The 20,496-nt window shown below is 45.9% G+C and carries 17 protein-coding genes; all 17 read left to right on the top strand.

All coding sequences use genetic code 11. The features are described from left to right. The first annotated feature begins 28 nt into the window (after positions 1-28). The 17 genes from proS to dut all read left to right on the top strand — a co-directional run bounded on the left by proS (position 29) and on the right by dut (position 20,375). Positions 29-1,483 carry a proline--tRNA ligase gene (proS, locus tag ACDJ59_RS14615; RefSeq protein WP_091031854.1) on the top strand — a complete coding sequence of 485 codons (1,455 nt, stop codon included), beginning with the start codon at positions 29-31 and terminating at the stop codon, positions 1,481-1,483. Between the two features lie 343 nt (positions 1,484-1,826). Then, complete coding sequence (locus ACDJ59_RS14610; protein ID WP_413409609.1) at positions 1,827-6,146, top strand: PolC-type DNA polymerase III; 4,320 nt, start codon at positions 1,827-1,829, stop codon at positions 6,144-6,146. 256 nt (positions 6,147-6,402) lie between these two features. Then, the gene (rimP, locus tag ACDJ59_RS14605) at positions 6,403-6,864 is read left to right on the top strand and encodes a ribosome maturation factor RimP (protein ID WP_047842499.1); all 462 of its coding nucleotides are present in this window, start codon (positions 6,403-6,405) and stop codon (positions 6,862-6,864) included. A 123-nt stretch (positions 6,865-6,987) separates the two neighbouring features. After that, positions 6,988-8,085 (top strand): transcription termination factor NusA, encoded by a 1,098-nt coding sequence (gene nusA, locus ACDJ59_RS14600; protein ID WP_036609309.1) that lies wholly within the window; start codon positions 6,988-6,990, stop codon positions 8,083-8,085. A 25-nt stretch (positions 8,086-8,110) separates the two neighbouring features. Further along, positions 8,111-8,416 carry an RNase P modulator RnpM gene (gene rnpM, locus ACDJ59_RS14595; RefSeq protein WP_036609307.1) on the top strand — a complete coding sequence of 102 codons (306 nt, stop codon included), beginning with the start codon at positions 8,111-8,113 and terminating at the stop codon, positions 8,414-8,416. Then, complete coding sequence (locus ACDJ59_RS14590; RefSeq protein ID WP_017689142.1) at positions 8,409-8,738, top strand: L7Ae/L30e/S12e/Gadd45 family ribosomal protein; 330 nt, start codon at positions 8,409-8,411, stop codon at positions 8,736-8,738. Before rnpM ends, ACDJ59_RS14590 begins: the two co-directional genes overlap by 8 nt. Beyond that, complete coding sequence (infB, locus tag ACDJ59_RS14585) at positions 8,731-11,316, top strand: translation initiation factor IF-2 (protein WP_413409605.1); 2,586 nt, start codon at positions 8,731-8,733, stop codon at positions 11,314-11,316. The genes ACDJ59_RS14590 and infB overlap by 8 nt, the downstream gene beginning before the upstream one ends. Before the next feature lie 25 nt (positions 11,317-11,341). Next, positions 11,342-11,701, top strand: coding sequence for a 30S ribosome-binding factor RbfA (gene rbfA, locus ACDJ59_RS14580; protein ID WP_017689140.1), 360 nt, complete (start codon positions 11,342-11,344; stop codon positions 11,699-11,701). Positions 11,702-11,720: 19 nt separating this feature from the next. Then, complete coding sequence (locus ACDJ59_RS14575; protein ID WP_047842502.1) at positions 11,721-12,698, top strand: DHH family phosphoesterase; 978 nt, start codon at positions 11,721-11,723, stop codon at positions 12,696-12,698. Continuing rightward, the gene (gene truB / locus ACDJ59_RS14570) at positions 12,692-13,615 is read left to right on the top strand and encodes a tRNA pseudouridine(55) synthase TruB (RefSeq protein WP_076318528.1); all 924 of its coding nucleotides are present in this window, start codon (positions 12,692-12,694) and stop codon (positions 13,613-13,615) included. Before ACDJ59_RS14575 ends, truB begins: the two co-directional genes overlap by 7 nt. 70 nt (positions 13,616-13,685) lie before the next feature. Then, positions 13,686-14,624, top strand: a complete 939-nt coding sequence (locus ACDJ59_RS14565; RefSeq protein ID WP_413409603.1) for a bifunctional riboflavin kinase/FAD synthetase — start codon at positions 13,686-13,688, stop codon at positions 14,622-14,624. 47 nt (positions 14,625-14,671) lie between these two features. Further along, entirely contained in the window at positions 14,672-14,806 is a 135-nt protein-coding gene (locus ACDJ59_RS14560; protein ID WP_268745224.1) for a hypothetical protein, read from the top strand. Further along, on the top strand, positions 14,784-15,053 hold the full coding sequence (gene rpsO / locus ACDJ59_RS14555) for a 30S ribosomal protein S15 (protein ID WP_017689136.1): 270 nt from the start codon (positions 14,784-14,786) through the stop codon (positions 15,051-15,053). Before ACDJ59_RS14560 ends, rpsO begins: the two co-directional genes overlap by 23 nt. 259 nt (positions 15,054-15,312) lie before the next feature. Next, on the top strand, positions 15,313-17,415 hold the full coding sequence (gene pnp / locus ACDJ59_RS14550; protein ID WP_413409602.1) for a polyribonucleotide nucleotidyltransferase: 2,103 nt from the start codon (positions 15,313-15,315) through the stop codon (positions 17,413-17,415). A gap of 175 nt (positions 17,416-17,590) precedes the next feature. Beyond that, a complete protein-coding gene (locus ACDJ59_RS14545; RefSeq protein ID WP_047842504.1) occupies positions 17,591-18,586 on the top strand; it encodes a polysaccharide deacetylase family protein in 996 nt (331 codons plus the stop codon). Between the two features lie 99 nt (positions 18,587-18,685). Further along, positions 18,686-19,969 (top strand): M16 family metallopeptidase, encoded by a 1,284-nt coding sequence (locus ACDJ59_RS14540; protein WP_076318531.1) that lies wholly within the window; start codon positions 18,686-18,688, stop codon positions 19,967-19,969. Continuing rightward, a complete protein-coding gene (gene dut / locus ACDJ59_RS14535; RefSeq protein ID WP_017689132.1) occupies positions 19,929-20,375 on the top strand; it encodes a dUTP diphosphatase in 447 nt (148 codons plus the stop codon). Before ACDJ59_RS14540 ends, dut begins: the two co-directional genes overlap by 41 nt. Positions 20,376-20,496 lie beyond the last annotated feature (121 nt).

The following is a 20,496-nucleotide window of genomic DNA, read 5'->3' as shown; positions in this document are numbered from 1 at the left end:
AGTCGTTATGGGAGGACGCTGGAGTCTTATGTCAAAGGAAAATGATAAACAGTTCGTGACTGAAATCACACCACAGGGTGAGGATTTCTCACGCTGGTACATTGATGTTATCAAAAAAGCTGATCTCATGGACTATGCACCCGTACGCGGTTGTATTGTGTTCAAACCAGACGGCTTTGAAATCTGGGAACATATTAAGGATGAGTTGGATCGTCGTTTCCGGGAAACGGGCCATCGCAATGCGTACTTCCCGATGTTCATTCCTGAGAGCTTCTTTCAAAAGGAAAAAGAGCACGTGGAAGGTTTTAACCCTGAATTACCATGGGTTACTGAAGCTGGCGGAGAGAAGTTGGAAGAACGTCTGGCAATCCGTCCTACATCCGAAACGATTATTGGTCACATGTATTCCAAGTGGATTCAGTCTTATCGGGATCTTCCGGTACTGATCAACCAGTGGGCTAACGTAGTTCGTTGGGAAAAAAGAACGTTGCCTTTCCTTCGCACAAGTGAGTTCCTGTGGCAGGAAGGTCATACAGCGCATGAGACGGAAGAAGAAGCACGTGAAGAAACGATGAAAATGCTGGAGATTTATCGTGAAGTGGTTGAGGAATACTTGGCTATTCCTGTAATTGTGGGTCAGAAAACCAAATCCGAGAAGTTTGCGGGTGCGGTGGATACGTACTCGATTGAAGCCATGATGAAGGATGGACGTGCTGTACAAGCAGGTACATCTCACTATATGGGAACGAACTTTGCAAAAGCATTTGAAATCCAGTATCTTAGCCGGAATAATGTGCTCGAGCTGGCTTACACTACTTCATGGGGAGTAAGCACACGTTTGATCGGTGCATTAATTATGGTTCATGGAGATGACCGTGGTCTCGTACTTCCTCCTAAAGTAGCACCGACTCAAGTGGTCATGATTCCAATTGGACCTCCGAAAACGCGTGATGCTGTGGTTGGGCGTGCAGATGAATTGTTCACTGAGTTGAAAAAAGCTGGAGTCCGTGTGAAAATGGATGATCGCAGCGATGTTCGCCCGGGTTGGAAATTCAATGAATACGAGATGCGCGGTGTTCCGATTCGTCTGGAGATTGGTCCACGTGATATGGAAAATGGCGTTTGTGTACTCGTATCACGGATCACAGGTGAGAAGAAAGTTGTAGAACAAGCGAACCTGGTAGAAGAGATCCAGGCAATGCTGACACAGATCCAGGTAGATATGTTAGAGCGTGCTCGCACATTTATGTCGGATAATTTCTACTCCGTGGATACACTCGATGAGATGAAAGAACTGATGGAAAATAAACGCGGGTTTACACTGGCTGGATGGTGCGGTTCAGAAGCTTGCGAAGATAAAGTAAGAGAAGTCACAGGTGCAACAAGCCGGAACATTCCGTTCCAGCCTGCGGAAGAAAAGCATACGTGCCTGGCTTGTGGTGAACAGGCAGAACACACGGTTGTGTTTGCAAGAGCATACTAAGTCAGGATCACTTGACTATATACATTGAACTAAACATTTACATGAGAACGTAGAGAACAGAAATAACCTGAAGAAGCGAAGCGTTCGCCTTTATCCCCGGATTTTCCCCTTTGTAAAAGGGAATCAAAAAATCTGGGGGTAACAGCGATCGGAAGGTTGTTCTGTTATCGGAGTGGTAAGTGTAAATATCTTTTTGTTCAATGTATATAATGGCACGTACGGACTGTAAGAGTAATGAATGGAGAGCTTCTGTCGGATAAAATGAGTCGGTGCGAGTTCGGATCGGTGACATTTTTGAATGCAGGGGCTTTTCATGCTTTAAGGGGGTACAAGGAGGAACACGATGAGCGGATTCGAGGAGAAAAGAAAACGGTTTGAGTTGTTGATGAAACAGGCAGAGCTTCCGGCTGGTCTGTTAGAGCCCTATTTTTTGGATGGATGGATTGAGCAAGTAGAGACCAATCGAAGTAATCGGGAATGGAATATTCTGATTGCAAAGGATATGTTGGTACCCGCTCCAATCTATCGCACATTTTGCCTGCATATTCAAGAGAAAATGAATCATATCGCCAAAATTTCATTTGGCTTCAAATACACGGACCAAGTACAAAATGGTGATATCGTCAGTGAATATTGGAATCTGTTTCTCGAGTGGGTTACCCGTGAGATTCCATCTGTAAATGGTTGGATGAACCGGACAACCTTTGAATGCGAAGAGGATCTTCTACAACTGACAATGAGTGATGCAACGTCGATGGAATTGGCTCGTAAGAAACAGATTGATCAAGCTATTACAAAATTCTATGACAAATACTTTCATCTACCTCTTCGCATCAAGATGCAAGTGGGTGAAGTGGGAAGTAATAAAGAGGCCATGGAACAGTTCCAGGCCCAAAAACGTGTAGAAGAACTTGAGGTCATCGAGAAGATGATGAGTGAAGTGGACACAGAAATCCCGGTGGATGAGGAGCAGGGTGATCTGCGTTTGCAAATGGGTTATGACATCAAGGAGCCAGCAGTACCCATGCAGGAAATCCAGGATGAAGAGAAAAAGGTCACGCTTCAAGGTTCGGTGTTTGGACTGGATCGTAAAGAATTGCGAAACGGAAATACGTTGTTTACCTTCTACCTGACCGACTTCACGGACTCCATGCAAATGAAGATGTTTGCCAAAACAAAAGAGGATGTTAAAATTCTCAGTTTGTTGGCTAACGGTAAATGGGTAAAAGTGCGTGGTCGTGTAGAATATGACCGGTTTATGCAAATTCCTGAACTCGCCATGATTCCTTCGGATTTGATTGAAGTTAAAGCACCGCCGTCTCGCAAAGATAATGCACCAGAGAAACGGGTGGAGTTCCATTTGCACTCTACGATGAGTACGATGGATGCTGTAACTTCAATCGACAAATACGTGAAAATGGCAGCAGAGTGGGGACATAAAGCGATTGCTGTCAGTGATCATGGTGGGGTGCAGGTATATCCCGAGGCTTCCAAGGCTGCTAAGAAAAACGGGATTAAGATGATCTACGGCCTTGAGGCCAATGTTGTGAATGACTCTGTTGCCGTTGTAATGGCTCCTCAGCCGTTGGATCTCCAAACAGCAACATACATCGTATTTGATATCGAGACCACAGGTTTGTCGGTAACACAGAACAAAATCATTGAGATTGCAGCAGTGAAAATGCAAGATGGTAAAGAAATCGACCGATTTGCGACGTTTGTAAATCCGCATGAACGCATTCCCTACAACATTCAGCAATTGACCAATATTAATGATGACATGGTAAAAGACGCACCTGAGCTGGAGCCTGTTATTCGTGATTTTGTGCAGTTTGCTGGTGATGGTGTGCTTGTTGCGCATAATGCACGTTTTGACATGGGCTTTATCCAGGCTTCCCTAAAGCAAATTGGATTGCCAGAACTTCCTAACCCGGTTCTTGACACATTGGAACTGGCGAGATTGTTATTTCCGAAAAATAAGAACCACCGTCTGAATACGATGGCGGATAAATATAAGGTCGGACTCGAAAGTCATCACCGTGCCATTGATGATACGATTGCACTCGCGGGTATACTGATCGGATTATTAAATGATGCTGCTCAGATGAAAGGTTTAACTAGGCTTGATCGCTTGAACGATTATGTAGGTGTCGACTTGTCGAATACAAGACCTTTCCATTGTGGAATCTATGCATTGAATGATGTCGGTAAGAAAAATTTATATAAGCTGGTATCTCTCTCTCATACGGAACATTTTAAGCGGGTACCGTGCATTCCCAAATCGAAACTGATTAATTTGCGTGAAGGCCTTGTTATTATATCGGGCTGTGAAAAAGGGGAGTTTTTCGAAGCGGTGCTTAACAAATCGCTCGAAGAAGCGGAAGAGATCGCTGAGTTCTATGACATACTGGAGATTCAACCACTTACCATGTATATGCATTTGGTGGATAAAGGGTTGGTGGCTACACCCGAAGAAATCAAAACAGCGATCCGTAAAGTCATTGATATAGGCGCAAAATTTAATAAACCAGTCATAGCCACAGGTAACGTGCACTATTTGGAACCGCGTGACAAGTTATATCGAGATATCACCATTCACGGAATTACAGGTTTTAGTCCACTCAAAGATCAACGTAAACCGGATGCACATTTCAGAACGACAGAGGAAATGCTGGAAGAGTTCCAGTTCCTGGGCCAAGATAAAGCTTACGAAGTCGTTGTTACAAATACGGTAGAGTTATCTGATCGATTTGAGGAAATTAAGTTATTCCCGGACAAACTGTTTACTCCAATTCTGGAAGGTGCGGACGAAGAAATCCGTAATACCTGCTATGACACTGCCAAGTCTATCTATGGCGAGGAATTACCAGAAGTAATCGTTGCACGACTAGAGAAAGAGCTCATTCCAATTATTAAATACGGTTTTTCTGCCAACTATCTGATCTCGGAACGCTTGGTTAAAAAATCGAATCAGGATGGTTACCTCGTAGGTTCGCGGGGATCGGTTGGCTCCTCTGTTGTTGCTACATTCCTGGGTATATCCGAGGTTAATCCACTACCTGCTCATTATATTTGTGTGAATTCAGAATGCAAACACAGCGAGTGGTTCCTGGACGGCAGTGTTCGGAGTGGATTTGACCTTCCAGAGAAAGAGTGTCCGGATTGTGGTGGCACACTTAAAGGAGAAGGCCAGGATATTCCGTTTGAGACCTTCCTTGGATTTAAAGGAGATAAAGTTCCCGATATTGACTTGAACTTCTCTGGTGATTATCAGCCTCATGCTCATAACTATACGAAAGTACTATTTAGTGAGAAGAGTGTTTTCCGTGCGGGGACCATCGGTACGGTGGCTGAGAAAACAGCATTTGGTTTTGCCAAGAAGTACGAGGAACATCATCAGAAGAAATGGCGTGGAGCTGAATTGAATCGTTTGGCCTCTGGCTGTACTGGGGTGAAACGGAGTACTGGCCAGCATCCCGGTGGTATTGTCGTAGTACCTGATTATATCGAGGTCGAAGACGTTACACCTGTTCAGTTTCCGGCTGACGACGTTAATGCGGAGTGGAAAACGACACACTTTGATTATCATGCTTTTGAAGAAAACTTGCTGAAACTTGATATTCTGGGGCACGATGACCCAACTATGATGCGGATGTTGCAGGATTTGACAGGGGTCGATCCAACGACCATTCCGATGAATGATCCGAAAGTCATGAGCATGTTTAACTCAACCGAAGCTCTGGGTGTTACACCGGAACAGATTAGGTCGCCAGTCGCAACGTTTGGCGTGCCAGAGATGGGAACGAAGTTTGTACGTCAGATGCTTGTTGAATCCCAGCCGACGTCTTTTGCCGATTTGCTGCAGATTTCCGGATTGTCCCATGGTACAGGGGTATGGCTTGGAAACGCTCAGGATCTGATTAAGAACGGAACGTGTAACATTAAGACGGTAATTGGTTGTCGGGATGATATCATGTTATTCCTGATCTATAAAACGGGAATGGACGCAAGTCTGGCATTTAAGATTACCGAGAGTGTTCGTAAGGGACGGGGTCTGCCACAGGAATGGATTGACGAGATGAAGAATTGTAAAGTGCCTCAATGGTACATTGATTCGTGCCTCAAAATCCAGTACATGTTCCCGAAGGCTCACGCGGCCGCTTATGTTATTTCGGCAGTACGTACGGCGTTCTTCAAGCTGTATCATCCGATTGAATATTACGCAACTTACTTTACCGTTAGGGCGGATGAGATTGATATCGAACTGATGTGTCAGGGATATGACGCGATCTATCGCAAAATTATGGAAATTGAGCAATTAGGTTTCCAGGCACCTCCAAAAGAGAAAAACATGTTACCTGTCCTGGAAATGGGTCTGGAAATGGCAGCACGCGGATTCTCGCTGAAATCCATTGACTTATACCGTTCGGAAGCGACGAAGTTCATCGTTGACGGAAAAACACTAATCCCTCCATTTTCAGCTTTGGCAGGAATCGGGGATAATGCAGCTCGCAATATCGCTGCGGCAAGAGATCATGGTGAATTCCTGTCGGTGGAAGATTTCCAGCAGAAGTCGAAAGCAAGTAAGACCATTGTTGAACTCCTGTCGAATATGGGATGTTTCCGTGGCTTGCCAGAGAGCAATCAGCTTTCCCTTTTCTAGGATTGAATTTGGATCTAACCTTAGCGATTGTTGGGGGAACGTAATTTTTCCTTCATTAGTAAGTAAACTGCCTGAAGCATCGCTTACTTGTCACTATTACCAGACTATGTTATAATTTTTGAAGTGAACGAGATAGTACGAATTTCTAAAGAGTGGGGAAACCCACTCTTTAGTCTTTGGTATACAAGAATCTTGGGTATTGAATAATCTGCCAGTGCTTTTTTGCTGGTGTAACCTAAGTTGGAGGTTATTGGTTTTGAGCACAACGAACATTAAATCTACCGTGGAAGAAATGATCCAACCCTACTTGAACGAACAAGGCTTCGAGCTGGTTGACATCGAATACGTCAAAGAAGGCAGCAACTGGTTTTTACGGGTGTATGTCGACAAAGAGGGTGGCATCGACATCGACGATTGTGTCTTGATCAGCGAAAAGCTGAGCGCCAAGCTGGATGAGAACGATCCGATTCCAACCATCTATTTCCTTGAAGTGTCTTCTCCCGGTGCGGAGCGTCCACTGAAAAAACCTGAGGACGTTACCAAAGCTGTAGGCAAAAATGTTTTTGTTACAACCTACGAGCCGGTGAACGGATTGAAGGAATTTGAAGGCAAGCTGCTTTCCTTTGATGACGAGGAACTCGTGATCGAAGCAGGCAAAAAACAGCATGCCATTTCTTATGATAAGGTTGCCAGTGCGCGCCTAGCTATTTTGTTTTAAGTGCCTTGTTCACTTTATTAATGAAAAAGACACATCTCACGATAACGGCAAGGTGCTCATGAGTTCAGAGCCTTTCGCCGTTTTACGTATGAGATGCCATGTTTGAAAGGGGGATCAACATTCATGAGTACGGATTTTATTGAAGCAATGAATGAATTGGAACGGGAAAAAGGGATCAGCAAGGATGTGCTGTTTGAAGCGATCGAGGCTGCACTAATTTCCAGCTACAAGCGGAATTTCAACACGGCCCAGAATGTGCGTGTTGACATGAACCGTAATACGGGAGTTATTCGGGTGTATGCCCGTAAATTGATCGTGGAAGAAGTCCTGGATTCACGTACCGAAATTTCATTGCCTGCTGCACGAGAAATCAACCCACACTTCCAGCTGGAAGATATTGCGGAGATTGAAGTTACGCCGCGTGATTTCGGACGTATCGCGGCACAAACTGCCAAACAGGTAGTGACCCAGCGGATTCGTGAAGCCGAACGCGGCCTGATCTACAACGCTTTCGTAGATAAGGAAGAAGATATCGTTACGGGAGTGGTGCAGCGTCAGGATTTGCGCAATATCTACATCGATCTGGGCAAAATCGAAGCGGCTTTACCGCTGACCGAATTGATGCCGAACGAGAAGTTTGTTCATGGTGACCGTATTAAGGCGTATATCACCAAGGTCGAGAATACGACGAAAGGGCCGCAAATCATTTTGTCCCGTACCCATCCGGGCCTCTTGAAACGTCTCTTTGAACTGGAAGTGCCTGAGATCTTTGACGGTGTAGTTGAAATTCGCTCCGTCGCTCGCGAAGCAGGGTTCCGCTCCAAGATTGCCGTTCATTCCCGCAACGAGGAAGTTGATCCAGTTGGATCTTGTGTAGGTCCTAGGGGAATGCGCGTGCAGACCATTGTGGGTGAGCTGCGCGGTGAAAAAATCGACATCGTTCGTTTCTCCGATCAGGTAGACGAATATGTTGCTAATGCACTGAGTCCTTCCAAAGTATTGGAAGTTCATGTATTTGAGGAAGAAAAGATGGCTCGGGTTATCGTTCCGGACTATCAACTGTCGCTCGCAATTGGTATCAAAGGCCAAAATGCCAGATTGGCAGCCAAATTAACCGGCTGGAAAATCGACATTAAGAGCGAGAGCCAGGCGGAACAGGAATTCGGCAGAGAAAAAGATTCTTCTTCTGAAATGCATCAGGATTCCGTCTCCGTCGACTAAAGTAAAGTACGGGGGGCGCTGACGTATGAAACCAAAAAAAGTGCCGCTGCGCAAATGTGTGGCATGCCAAGAAATGATGCCCAAAAAGCAGCTGATTCGCATTGTTAAAACGCCAGAGGATGAAGTGCTGATCGATTTGACTGGCAAAAAATCCGGACGTGGTGCCTATTTATGCGGCAAAGAGTCCTGTTTTAAGCTCGCACTCAAAAACCGGGCTTTGGATCGGGCGTTAAAAGGCAAAGTCTCACCTGAAATTTACGAGCAATTAGCAGCTGACTTCATCGCGGTTGAGGATGAATTCATAGCAGCACAGGAGCGTGAACATGACTAATATTAAAACGCTGTCTTATTTGGGACTCTCTATGCGTGCAGGTAAACTTGTAACAGGTGAAGAAATTGTACTTAAAGCGATCCGTTCTTCCGAAGCTAAAATGGTTATTGTTGCGGGTGACGCCTCAGCCAATACACAAAAGAAATTTCGCGATAAATGCGGAACTTATAAGGTTCCTCTGTTGATCGGATTTGACCGGGATAGTCTGGGTTCAAGTATCGGTAAAGACACGCGTGTTGTTCTTGCAGTAACGGATCGAGGGTTTGCAAAAATGATCTCCAAGCAAGTCGGTATAATGTCGGAGGTGGAGTATATTGAGTAAACAGGAAAACAAGGATAAATTGCGGGTTTATGAATATGCGAAGTCCCTTAATATGAGTAGTAAAGAAATTATAACCATTCTTAAAAAGCTGGAAATTCCCGTAAACAATCATATGAGTGTCATGGAGAATGGTTCAGTCGGTAAGGTGGAACAATTTTTTAAAGATATAAAATCCACTGCTGCTTCGAAACAAGGCAACGATGCAAAACCAGTTGCAACTTCGGCAGTACGTAGTGACAAACCAGTGGACAGCAACAAGCCGGCCGGCGGAGTGAACACGCCGATTAGCAGCAACCCATCCGGTAGTCCCGTACAAACAAAAATACAACAGGAAAAGCAGGTAGGTATGAACAATAGACCAAATTCCAACAATAACAATGGCACTCAAAGACCCAGCGGCCAAGACAGTCGCAACAGAACGAACTCTTCCCAAGGCTCAAGCCAAGGAGGACAATCAACTAACCGTCCAAGACCAGCTCAAGGTGGACAAAGCAGTACTGCATCCCGTCCGCAAGGAACGGGTCAACGTCCGAATAACAGCGGTGGCGGTCAAGTAAGAACTTCAGGCCCTAACAGCGGTGGTAATACAGGTACTGCTGGCAACCGTAGCGGTGGCCAAGGTCAGAGCCAAGGACAAGGCCAACGTAGAAGCGGCCCAGGTGGTACTACTGGCAGCAACAACAATAGTGGTAACCGTTCGAACAGCGGTGGCGGTGGACGTCGTTATGATGACAACCGTGGCGGTAACTTCCGTGGTAACCGTGGTGGCAAGAACAACCGCAACAGAAATCAACAACAGTACCAACAACGTGAGAAAATTGATAACACACCTAAGAAAATCATCGTTCGTGGTGATATGACCGTTGGTGAAACAGCGAAGTTGCTCCATAAGGATGCTTCCGAAGTTATCAAAAAGCTCATCGCTATGGGCGTTATGGCAACAATCAACCAAGAACTTGATATCGAAACGATCCTTCTGCTTTCAGGTGAATTCGGTGTTGAGGTTGAAGTGAAGATTGTGCTTGAAGATGACCGTTTCGAAACACTGGAAGAGAATGATGATGCTGCTGACTTGCAGGCTCGTCCACCAGTAGTTACGATCATGGGTCACGTTGACCATGGTAAAACTACTTTGCTGGATGCGATTCGTTCCACGAATGTATCCGATGGCGAAGCAGGCGGAATCACGCAACATATCGGTGCTTATCAAGTTGAAATTAACAACAAAAAAATCACGTTCTTGGATACTCCGGGTCACGAAGCGTTTACAGCGATGCGTGCACGTGGCGCACAAGTTACGGATATGACGATTATTGTCGTAGCTGCGGATGACGGTGTTATGCCACAGACCATTGAGGCGATTAACCATGCCAAAGCTGCTGGGCTACCAATCATCGTGGCTGTCAACAAAATTGACAAGCCGGGCGCTGATCCAGATAAAGTGAAACAAGAATTAACCAGCTATGAACTCGTTCCGGAAGAGTGGGGCGGAGATACCATCTTTGTTAACGTGTCAGCGAAACAAAGAATGGGTCTGGAAGGTCTGCTTGAAATGATTCTGCTCGTTGCAGAAGTGAACGAATACAAAGCGAACCCGGACAAACGTGCCCGTGGTACAGTGATTGAAGCCGAGCTGGATAAAGGACGTGGCCCAGTTGCACGTATCCTCGTACAGCACGGTACATTGAAAGTCGGCGATGCTTTCGTTGCAGGTAACTGCTTCGGTCGTGTTCGTGCGATGGTCAATGACAAAGGTCGCAAATTGAAAGAAGCTGGACCTTCAACACCTGTAGAAATCACAGGTCTGACTGAAGTTCCAGGTGCGGGAGATCCATTCATGGTGTTTGAAGATGAGCGCAAAGCGCGTTCCATCGCTGACAAACGTGCGATTACGCAACGTGAATCCGATCTGGGTACACATACTCGCGTAACGTTGGATGATCTGTTCCAGCACATCAAAGATGGCGAGATCAAAGATCTGAACGTAATCATCAAAGGTGATGTACAAGGTTCGGTTGAAGCATTGAAAGGTTCCCTTGCGAAGATCGAAGTTGAAGGTGTACGCGTGAAAATCATTCATAGCGGCGCTGGTGCAATCACAGAATCCGACATCATTTTAGCTGCAGCATCCAATGCTATCGTGATCGGTTTCAACGTTCGTCCTGATAACCAGGCGAAATCAACTGCAGATCAAGAGCAAGTAGACATTCGTCTGCATCGCGTGATCTACAGTGTTATCGAAGAAATTGAACAAGCGATGAAAGGTATGCTTGATCCGATCTACAAAGAAAAAGTTATCGGTCATGCTGAAGTTCGGAGCACGTTCTCCATCAGTAAAGTGGGTACCATCGCTGGTTGTATGGTTACCTCGGGTAAAATTACGCGTTCTGCGGAAGCACGCCTGATTCGTGATGGCATTGTCCTTTACGAAGGTAAGCTGGATTCCCTGAAACGTTATAAAGATGATGCCAAAGAAGTAGCACAAGGTTACGAGTGCGGTATCACACTTGATAAATATAATGATCTCAAAGAAGGCGACGTTATCGAAGCTTTCATTATGGAGACAGTACAACGATAAGCAAGGAAGCATGAGGTGAACAACGATGGCTAAGATTCGTACAGGTAGAGTGGGCGAGCAGATTAAGAAAGAAATAAGTCTGCTCATCCAGTCTGAACTGAAAGATCCACGTATCGGCTTTATTACGGTAACGGGAGTCGAAGTGACAGGAGACTTGTCGCAAGCCAAAGTTTATCTGAGTGTCTTCGGTGAACAGGAACAAAAAGATAACACGCTGAAAGCTCTGGCAAAAGCAAATGGATTTTTGCGTTCGGAGCTGGGCAAACGTATCCGGTTCCGGCATGTTCCCGAGTTGATATTCAAGATTGACGAATCCATCGCTTATGGCAGCCGAATCGAGAAGCTGCTTGGCGATATTGGTTCCGACAAGAACGAATCCCAGTAACAGAATAGAGGAGACGGCAATGCACACTTATGAACAGGCGCTCCAGGCCGGAAAGCAATTTCTGCTGGAGCATGATGATTACCTGGTCGTGTCGCATGTACAGCCGGACGGTGACGCAGTCAGCTCGACGGTAACGGTGGGCTGGCTGCTGTCATGTCTGGGTAAGACATTCACGATGATTAATGAAGGTGAAATCCCCGGGCGCATGCAATTTTTGTGGGAAGCAGGCAACATTGTGAACATGACCGAACAACCACCGCAGCGAAAATATAAAGCTGTTATCTGTGTGGATTGTGCAGACTTTGCCAGAGTAGGTTTGACACGTCATTATTTCGAAGAAGATGCTGTTATCTTGAATATTGATCATCACCCTACAAATGACGGTTATGGTACAGTCAACATCATTAAGTCTGATGCTGCTGCAACGGCTGAAATCTTGTTCGATTTTCTTAACCTGTTCCAAGTAACATGGGATAAAGATGTTGCGACGGCAGTTTATACAGGATTGCTTACCGATACAGGTGGATTCCGCTATGCCAACACCAGCCCAAATGTAATGACAACGGCCTCGAGACTGCTTGAACATGGCGTGGATGGACCCTATCTCGCCCAGACCTTGTTGGAGCAGGTGACTCTTCCGCAAGTTCGGATTTTGAATCAGGCACTATCAAGCCTGCAGATGACAGATGATGGAAAGATAGCCTGGGTTGTTATTACACCAGATGATATGGTGGCTTGTGGAGCAGCTAATGAAGATCTTGAAGGGGTAGTGAACTATCCGCGCAACATTCAGGGCGTGGAAGTTGGTATCTTTTTCAAAGTTATCAACGAGAATGCAGTTAAGGTTTCTTTGCGTTCAGCTGGTAAGATTGATGTTGCTGCACTAGCACAGACCTTTGGCGGAGGCGGGCATGTGCTCGCAGCCGGATGTCGTCTGGAAGGCAGACTTGATGATATTATCGCAAAAGTACTGAAGCAGGTGAATTCACAATGGTAAAGCCATTTGAAGGTGTACTTCCGGTATATAAACCGGCGGGATTTACTTCTCATGATGTTGTAGCCAAAATGCGTCGCATTCTCAAAATGAAACGCATTGGGCATACGGGCACACTTGACCCACAAGTTACAGGCGTTCTGCCGCTCTGTCTTGGACGGGCGACACGTGTGGTGGAGTATATGCAGGAGCTTCCGAAGGAGTATCTGGCTACGCTCAGATTGGGACTGTCTACTGACACAGAGGATATGACAGGGGAAGTCATTGAGCGGGCTGAAACGACTGTGGAAGTAACACAGGAACAGGTTCAACAGGTACTTGAGCAGTTTCTGGGCACGATCTCACAGGTGCCACCCATGTATTCTGCGGTAAAGGTAGACGGCAAACGTCTTTATGAGCTTGCTCGTGAAGGTAAGACGGTAGAGCGTAAGAGCCGTGAGGTCACAATCTATGAGCTCGAACTTACAGGGATTGAGACTCAGGGTGAGACCACCGATATATCCTTCCGGGCCTTATGTTCAAAAGGTACTTATATTCGGACATTGTGTGTAGACATTGGCCGGCAACTTGGATATCCATCAACCATGGTTCAACTGGAGCGTACGATATCGGCAGGTATCTCTGCAGATCGTTGTCTTCGTATTGAAGAAGTGGAACAACTGATGGCTGACGGGACTTTGGCGGAGGCGCTGATTCCTGTTGACGAGGCTATTGCTTCAATTCCGGCCCACAAGGTTGGAGAAGAACAGGCCAAAGGAGCACTTCAAGGTCAGAAACTGTCTGCGCGTCTTCTGGAACCGCCTGTAGAGCAACCTGGTTTATTGCGGTTGTATGCTCAGGATGGTACGTTTCTGGGGATATTTGAACGGGATGAACTAAAACCAACGGTGAGGGCAGTTAAAGTCTTTTTGCCGGAATAAAGAGGTTTCGGGCTTGAAGTTGTGGTGATGCTCAAGCTTGGCCTATCTAGTGAAATGCAGGTGAATGATTGTGAAAACCGTAATGCTAACCTATCCGCAGACGTTACATTCGACTGAGCTGAGCACACTGCCCCAAGTGCTTGCGATTGGTCAATTCGACGGACTGCATCTCGGACATGCAAGTGTCATTTTATCAGCTGTCCGCATTGCGCGGGAAACGGGCATGCAGGCAGCGGTTATGACCTTTCATCCACATCCGAAGGAAGTTATGCGCAAAGGGGATTACGAGGGTTATTTAACTCCCTTGAGAGATAAAGAAGACATCTTGGCAGGAATGGGCGTTGATGTACTCTATGTGGTGGAGTTTAATGAAGATTTCTCACGGTTGACGCCGCAACAATTCGTACACGACTTGTTGATTCCTCTTCAGACACGAACAGCGGTGGTGGGTTTTGACTTCCGTTTTGGTCACAAGGGTGCAGGGGATGAACAACTTCTTCGTACTTTGGGAGAAGGAGAGATGATGGTAGAAACCGTTCCCCCTTTCTTGTTAAATGGTGAAAAAGTGAGCAGTTCTCTCATTCGTGGCCTATTGAAGCGTGGGGAGATGGATGAGGCCAGTCAGTGGCTTGGCCGACCTTACAGCATCAGAGGAACCGTCATTCACGGGGAGAAGCGTGGACGAACGATTGGATTCCCTACAGCGAACCTTGAACTCACGGATCATTACGTTACCCCGTCGAAGGGTGTTTACGCTGTTCGTGTGCAGTATGGCGAACAGGAACTGCATGGCGTAATGAATCTCGGTGTGAAACCTACGTTTCACGAAAGTGGGATGAAACCTACGTTTGAAGTGCACCTGCTTGATTTTGATGGACACTTGTATGACCAGGAACTAAAGGTTGAGCTCGTTCACTATATTCGTGCAGAACGAAAGTTTGACTCCATTGAGGCATTGATTAGCCAGATTCGTGAAGATGCATTAACTGCCGGCCGCCTGTTATCTTAAAGGTTCAGGATTAAATGCATGTTTACATTTACTTTAACTAGGCAATTATGATATACTGTACTACGTTGTCGATTGAGGCAACATTAACCTTGGCTTGGTTGCTTGCTCTCACCGGCGGTGACGAGGCTAATGGCGATTATATTGAAGGAGGTGAACAGGATGGCATTGACTCAAGAACGTAAACAACAACTGATCGACGAGCACAAAACTCACGAGTCCGATACAGGATCTCCAGAGGTGCAAGTTGCTATCCTTACGGAAAACATCACAAGTTTGACAGACCACTTGCGTACGCATAAGAAAGACCACCACTCACGTCGTGGACTTTTGAAAATGGTAGGTCAACGTCGTAAGCTTTTGGCTTATGTGAAAAACAAAGATGTTAAACGTTACAGCGCACTGATCGAAAAACTCGGATTGCGTCGTTAATTATCGTACATGTTTTCAAAATCAACCTGGCTGTTATCCGTCATTCTTTTGTCTAAAAGGACAAGCGGAACTTACAGCCGGGTTGTTTTGTAGATGAACATGTTGCCATATATTTGTAGATGGGGCTCCGTGAGGAGCTTTTGTTGTGCAGGTTAGCATGTTGAAAGTTCCATACATAGCTAATGAATGCAGGACAAGCAGGAAATACTGTGAATATGCAGAATCCATTGAATTAGGAACGAATAAAAGGAGGGGTTTCATGGAACAGCGTGTTGAAATGCAGCTTGGTGGAAGAAAGCTTACGCTTGAGACCGGGCGTTTGGCCAAGCAGGCTAATGCTGCCGTTAAGGTAACATACGGGGATACCGTGGTATTGTGTACCGTGACAGCATCAAGTGAGCCGAAAGATCTGGACTTTTTCCCATTAACGGTGAACTATGAAGAAAGATTGTACGCCGTAGGTAAAATCCCGGGAGGATTTATTAAACGTGAAGGCAGACCGAGTGAGAAAGCCATTCTTTCAAGCCGTCTGACAGACCGTCCAATTCGTCCTTTGTTCCCGGAAGGCTTCCGGAATGATGTACAAGTTCTGAATATCGTTATGAGTGTGGATCAGGATTGCGAACCGCAAATCGCTGCAATGATTGGTACATCAGCAGCATTGAGCATTTCGGATGTTCCATTCAGCGGACCGATTGGTGGCGTGAAAGTGGGACGTATTGATGGCGAGTTCATCATTAACCCAACGATTGCACAGCTTGAAGTCAGTGATATTGAACTGGTCGTTGCAGGAACCAAAAATGCCATCATGATGGTTGAGGCCGAAGCAAACGAAGTGCCGGAAGAAGTGATGCTCGAAGCAATCATGTTTGGACATGATGAGATCCAAAATATTATTGCTGTAATCGAACAACTTGTACAAGTTGCTGGACAAGAAAAAATGGCTGTTAAGTTGCGTACCGTTAATGCTGAAGTTAACAGCAGTGTGCGTGAATTCGCCAGCGCTCGTCTGGTCGAAGCGGTTAAAATCGCCGAGAAGCATGCTCGTCAAGATGCAATCGATGTAGTGAATGACGAAACCGTTGCTCACTTTGAAGAGAAATATATTGAAAGTCCGGAATTGTTCAAAGACGTGAAGGAAGTTCTGCACGATATCGTCAAAGAAGAAGTGCGTCGTCTGATCACGCATGATAAAGTTCGTCCGGATGGACGTGGACTTGCTGAAATTCGCCCAATTGAATGTGATACATCTCTGCTGCCACGTGCACATGGTACAGGACTGTTTACGCGCGGTCAAACGCAAGCACTTAGTGTTTGTACACTGGGTGCACTGGGTGATGTTCAGATTTTGGACGGAATCAGTCTTGAAGAAACGAAACGATTCATGCATCACTATAACTTCCCACCATTCAGCGTAGGCGAAGCGCGTCCATTGCGTGCTCCAGGTCGTCGCGAAATCGGACATGGTGCACTGGGTGAGCGCGCTCTTTCCAAAGTGATCCCTTCCGAAACGGATTTCCCGTACACGATTCGTTTGGTATCTGAAGTTCTGGAATCCAACGGCTCATCATCTCAGGCAAGTATCTGTGCCAGCACTTTAGCTATGATGGATGCAGGTGTTCCAATCAAAGCTCCGGTTGCGGGTGTGGCTATGGGTCTGATCAAAGATGGAGATCATGTATCCATTCTGAGTGATATTCAAGGTATGGAAGATCACCTCGGTGATATGGACTTCAAGGTAGCAGGAACACCAGAAGGTGTAACCGCAATTCAAATGGACATTAAAATTGCTGGTATTAATCGTCAAATTTTGTCTGATGCATTGACGCAAGCCAAAGAAGGCCGTATGCACATTTTGGGCAAAATGAACGAAATTTTGAAAACTCCACGTGAGCAGTTATCACAATATGCGCCTAAAATTACAACGATGCATATCAATCCGGACAAAATCCGTGATGTTATCGGTGCAGGTGGTAAAATTATCAATAAAATCATCGAAGAAACCGGTGTTAAAATTGATATTGAACAGGATGGACGTGTCTTTATCGCTTCTTCCAACCAGGAGATGAATGATAAAGCCAAAGCGATCATCGAAGGTATTGTGCGCGAAGTATTGGTCGGCGAGATTTATGTCGGCAAAGTAAAACGCGTAGAGAAATTCGGTGCATTTGTTGAAGTACTTCCAAACAAAGAAGGTCTGGTACACATCTCGCAACTGTCAACTGAACGTGTTGCCAAAGTGGAAGATGTTGTAGCTATCGGTGATTCCATTACGGTAAAAGTAACGGAAATTGACCCACAAGGTCGAATCAACTTGTCCCGTAAAGCAGTTTTGACTGCTGAAGCTCCGGCTCAATCCTAGGATACCGAAGCGACAGGTTATAAATGGATAGATTGAATGAAGAGACAGAATGTGAATTTCTGGCTCTTTTTTTAACGTTTAAATACGTAAAGCAAGGATGAAACCATGGCTTAGCATTCATATTTTTGCCCTTGTCCTCATATGATGGGGACAAAGACGGCGGGAGGATGGAGCTGTGGGAAACCAATCCAAAAAGCTGGCGGCTGTTCTGGCGGGTGTGACTGCGGTCATATTGATCGGACAAGTTGGCAGTGTACGTACATACATTACGGAGATCCGTGATGGGCCAGGTACGCAAAATGCTTTTGATATGTTTAAGGAGGCAACTGGAGAAGATGCGCTTTTGTCTGCGATTCGGGATAAAGCGGCTGAAACGAAAATTGCTCCGGTAAATGCCAGAGTGGATCGGGTATGGAAAGCAATTCCTGGTTATAATGGCATGGAGATTGATGTGGAAGCGACATACCGTAAGGCGCTGAGTGGAACGTTGAATACCAAAATAGCGTATGTCTACCGTCAGATTGAGCCGGAGATCCAGCTTAAGGATTTGGGTGCACATCCGATCTATCGGGGGAATGCAAACAAACCGATGGTTTCTTTTATGATTAATGTGGCTTGGGGGAACGAATACATCAAACCGATGCTGGATACGCTCGATGCCGAGAAAGTGAAGGCTACTTTTTTTCTGGATGGAAGTTGGTTAAGCAAAAATGTTGAACTGGCCAAAGAAATTCAGAAGCGTGGGCATGAGATGTCCAACCATGCATATTCTCACCCTAATATGAGTCGATTGAGCGCAGAACGGGCCAAGCTGGAAATTAGCAAAACCCAGGATCTGCTCCATAAAACACTGGGCGTAGAGAATCGTTGGTTTGCTCCGCCTTCCGGTGACTTTAATCAGAAGACCGTTGACATTGCTTCATCCATGGGACTGCAAACCGTGTTATGGACAGTAGATACTGTGGATTGGCGTAAGCCAAGTCCGGATGCCGTTGTTGCCAAAATTGCTAAAAATACCGAGGCTGGAACGTTAATTCTAATGCACCCTACAGCTGCTTCCTCGGGAGCTTTAAAGGGCATGATTCAATCCATACGGGCCAAGGGTCTGGTGCTCGGAACAGTAAGTGAAACGCTGTCTTCGGAACGTGTAAATACCTCTGCGGTTGAGTGAACGTTGTTTTTTTGTTAATATCAAACAGTTGGAACCAAATGTCGATTTCAATTTCAAGGTTGAGATCAACGCAATTATAGAGATGTAGGAGGGCCAACCATGAAAAAAATTCAGCTGGGCAATGGCCTCAGAGTTGTCATGGAACAGATACCGACCTGCCGTTCTGTGTCTTTCGGAATATGGGTCAAGACAGGTTCGCGCAATGAGCAACCTGCAAGTAACGGAGTATCACATTTTATTGAACACATGTTATTCAAGGGAACAGATCGTTATGATGCCAAGGCGATTGCGGAGCAGTTCGATGCGATTGGCGGTAACGTGAATGCATTCACTTCCAAAGAATACACGTGTTATTATGCTAAAGTATTGGATGAACATTTGCCGATTGCGGTTGATGTATTGTCTGATATGTTTTTCCGCTCCAAAATGGATGATGGTGAATTGATCAAGGAGAAAAACGTCATTCTGGAAGAAATCTCGATGTATGAAGATACGCCTGATGATATGGTTCATGATCTGATGGCCTTGGCCGCCTATGGTGAGCATCCACTCGCATACCCAATCCTGGGTACGGAAGAACGTCTCAAAGCGATGGATTCCAGCCATCTGCGTGCATATATGAAGGAGCATTACACGATTGAGAACACGGTCATTAGTATCGCGGGTAATATTGATGACAGTGTAATCGATCTGATGGAGAAGCATTTTGGTGCTTTTGATGTAAATGGAGTATCGGAAGCAGTCACGATGCCAGCATTCCAAAGCGGGCAGCTCTTTCACAAAAAGAAAACGGAACAGAATCATATCTGTATCTCGTTCCCGGGCTGTAAAATCGGAGATCCGCTGCAATTTGCTATGGTTGTTCTGAATAACGCCATTGGTGGAGGCATGAGCTCCAGACTGTTCCAGGAAATTCGTGAGAAACGGGGTCTTGCGTACTCCGTGTATTCCTATCATAGCTCTCATGCGGACAGTGGACTTTTCACGATATACGCGGGTACAGCACCGAAACAGACCAAAGAAGTGCTCGATCTGACCAAAGAGGTTCTACGCGACTTGGCTGTAAACGGCTTGTCCGAAGATGAGCTTCGTAAAGGAAAAGAACAGCTGAAAGGTAGCTTGATTCTGAGCTTGGAAAGCACAGGCAGTCGCATGAATCGTCTGGGTAAAAACGAGCTCATGCTGGGCAGACACCATACGCTGGATGAAATGATCACCAAAATTGAGCAAGTTACCATGGACGATATTAACGCGGTACTTGATCTGATGTTTGCTGAACCTTTTGCACTTGCTATGGTTGGCGCTTCAGATAAAACGATCGCTGGATTGAGAAGGGATGATTTTGTTGCATTACGTTCAAATACAGAAACTGCCGGGCAATGAAGATATTAAACTGCCTCAAAAAATGTCGGAGCTGGCATCCGGCTTTGATGTAGTAGCTGCACTTCAGGAAGATGTTGTACTGCAGCCGGGTCAGCGTACACTGATTCCGACCGGACTTGCGATGGCAATGCCAGCTGGATTGGAAGCACAGATCCGTCCTCGGAGCGGACTGGCTTTCAAACATGGTATTACTTGCCTCAACACACCGGGGACCATTGATGCGGATTATCGCGGAGAAGTTAAAGTGCTGTTGATTAATCTGGGTCAGGAACCGTTCACGATTGTACGGGGAGAGCGCATCGCACAGATCGTCTTCCAGACCGTGCCTGCGGTTGAATTGACGGAAGTGAATGAACTTTCGGAAACGGTACGTGGCGAAGGTGGATTCGGTCATACCGGGAAATAAGAACGTAAATATACTCATTCTTTAGAGTCGTCCCTGACAGGGGCGGCTCTTTTTTACATTTGAGAAACGGACAGTGGAATGCAATTATTGTTTTCACCCCCCTGTGGGCCCCTGCATACGA

It is taken from the genome of Paenibacillus amylolyticus (assembly GCF_047302515.1).
GTDB lineage: Bacteria > Bacillota > Bacilli > Paenibacillales > Paenibacillaceae > Paenibacillus > Paenibacillus amylolyticus_G.
This window is presented reverse-complemented; position numbering and strand designations above follow the sequence as displayed.